At 44.1% G+C, this 2,888-nt stretch carries 1 protein-coding gene; it reads left to right on the top strand.

Features of this window, described 5'->3' with window-relative positions; genetic code table 11:
* The coding region (locus H6G97_RS49155) for an ATP-binding protein (protein WP_190947526.1) at positions 1-2,888 on the top strand (2,888 nt) is incomplete at both ends.

Below are 2,888 nucleotides of genomic sequence, written 5' to 3'. Positions count from 1 at the left end.
CACGGCTATTTCATATCGGGTAAATTTGACCAATTCCGGCGCAATATTCCCTACAGCGCCATTGTGGATGCCCTGCAAAAGTTGGTGCAGCAACTTCTGGGGGAACCGGATGAGCAAGTGCAACAGTGGCGATCGCGTCTGCTCTCAGCTTTAGGAAGCAACGGACAAATCATCATTGATGTCATCCCCGAGGTTGAGTTAATCATTGGCAAGCAGTCGCCTATACCCGAAGTCGGAGCAACTGAGGCACAGAATCGCTTCAACCTGACGTTTCAAAGATTTGTGCAGGCGTTTTGTGCAAAAGAGCATCCCCTAGTCATTTTCTTAGACGATCTACAGTGGATCGATTCTGCGACGTTGAAGTTAATCGAACTCATCTTACTTGATGAGCAAATCCAGTATCTGTTTTTGATCGGAGCCTACCGAGATAACGAACTGACTCCAACGCATCCGTTGGTCTTAACACTAGAGAGCATGCGAAACCAGGGAGCAGTACTTCAGGAAATCATCCTGGCTCCCTTAACGCTCTTGCCGTTGACTCAACTGGTGGCTGAGACATTACATCGCAATCCTGATACCGTTCGTTCCTTAGCCCAAGTCGTGTTGCGTAAAACTGAGGGCAACCCTTTCTTTGTTGGTGAATTTTTGAAGCTGCTGCATAGCGAAAACCTGTTAACCTTTGATGCCCAACAGTTGAGTTGGCAGTGGAACTTAACTGAGATTGAAGCTCAAGATATCACCGATAATGTGGTGGAGTTACTGCTGCGTCAGTTGCAGAAATTACCGTCAGCAACACAGCAAGTACTTTCCATCGCTGCTTGTGTTGGCTCTGAGTTTGATTTAGAAACATTGGCCATCATTTGCGAAAAATCACCGAAAGCAATTTTCCAGGATCTACTAGCAGCAATACAAGCGGGATTAATTCAACCTCTGTCTGAATTGGACGAAGACTTGTTGGTTCAAGAGTATAAGTTTCTACACGATCGCGTTCAGCAAGCGGCTTATGCTCTGATTGACGAATCGCAGAAACAGGTTGTTCATCTCCAAATCGGTGGCAATTTGCTCGAAAAAACTTCACCAGAGCAACGATCCGAGCGGTTGTTTGAAATCATCGATCATCTCAATCAAGGACTTGAGCTAGTCACTGCTCGATCAGAACGAGCTGAAATTTCCAGATTGAATTTAGTGGTAGGTCAGAAAGCGAAGGCAGCAACGGCTTATGAAGCAGCTTTTAAGTATTTCACTACAGGGATTCAACTCCTCAATCCAGAGAGTTGGCTCACTGAGTATGATCTCACCTTAGCGCTGTACTCAGAAGCAGCAGAAGCGGCGTATCTCCAGGGTTGCTTTGATGAGATGGAACAGTTGGTAGAAGTGGTACTCGCTCGTGCCAAAACAGTGGTTGACAAAGTACAGGCTTACGATAGCAGAATTCAAGGATATTTGTCACAGGGCAACCTGAAAGAAGTACTAAAAACTGGATTGGAAGCGTTAAAGGTCTTGGGAATAGATTTAATAGAAAATCCAAGTCAGTTAGATGTTCAAAGAGAATTGGAGTCAACGGCTGCACTATTAGCTGGACGAGACATCGAAGACTTAATTAATCTAGCAAAGATGACCGCACCAGAACCGCTGGCAGCAATGTATATCCTGGTGAATATCGTGGTTGCTGCAAATATGGTGTCACCAGCACTGATGATACTGATTGTGTGCAAAATGGTAAATTTATCAATCAACTACGGCAATGCTACCTGGTCACCACTGAGTTATGCTGCCTACGGAGTTGTTCTAGGTGACGTTGTTCAAGACATTGAACTCGGTTATAAATTTGGTCAGTTGGCTCTCAGCTTGACAGAACGATTGAATAGCAAAAAAAGGAATGCTAAAGCATTAGCGATATTTAGTGCCAACATCATGCATCGGAAGGTACATTTTAGGAAAATAATACCAATTCAGGTTGATGTTTATCAAAACGGAGTGGAAACCGGAGACTTTGAATTCGCTGGCTATGCTGCATCTAATGTATGTTGTTACTCGTTTCTTGCCGGTGAGGAACTCACGGAACTGGAACAAAAAACGGCAACCTACAGCAAAGCAATCAGACAAATCAGACGGGAAAACCCCTCTAATTGGATTGCAGTGTTGTGGCAGACAATCCTTAATCTGTTAGGTAGATCTGAGAATCCCACCCGTTTGATTGGTAGTGTATATGATGAAGAGCAAGCGCTATCGCGCGCTATTGCAGTTAAAGACGGAACTGAAATTCCCTACCTCTATTTAAACAAAATTATACTGTGTTATCTATTTGGGGAATATCATCAAGCTGCACAAACTGCTGTGTTAGCAAGGCAGCCTTTAGAAGAAGTAACAGAACCTATATTCCATTTCTACGATTCTCTGGTGCTTTTGAGCCTATTGGTTGAGGCTTCAAGCTCTGAAGAAGAAGCTTGGCTAAGTTGTGTTAGCACCAACCAAGAAAAGGTGCAAAAATGGGCAGATTACGCTCCAATGAATTATCTACATAAATTTCATCTAGTCGAAGCAGAGAAAGCGCGAGTTTTAGGGCAGTTTCTTGAGGCTGAAGAGTTTTATGAACAAGCGATCGCAGGTGCTGCTGAAAATGAGTATATCCAGGAAGAAGCACTCGCTTATGAATTAGCGGCAAAACATTATCTGGCGCGAGGTCGGTCAAAAATTGCTCAAACCTACATGAAAGAGGCGCACTATTGCTACGATCGCTGGGGCGCAACCGCTAAAGTTAAAGACTTAGAAACTCGCTATCCACAGTTCTTTTCTCAGTCGTCTAGAGCCGCTTCCACATCAATTCCGATTACTGCTGAAACTATCACTCATCCCTTCCATACTGCTTTCGATTTAGCAGCAGTGAT

It is taken from the genome of Nostoc flagelliforme FACHB-838 (genome assembly GCF_014698065.1).
GTDB classification, from domain to species: Bacteria; Cyanobacteriota; Cyanobacteriia; order Cyanobacteriales; family Nostocaceae; genus Nostoc; species Nostoc flagelliforme_B.
Note: the sequence above shows the minus strand (reverse complement) of the source record. Positions and strands in the feature narration are given on the sequence as shown.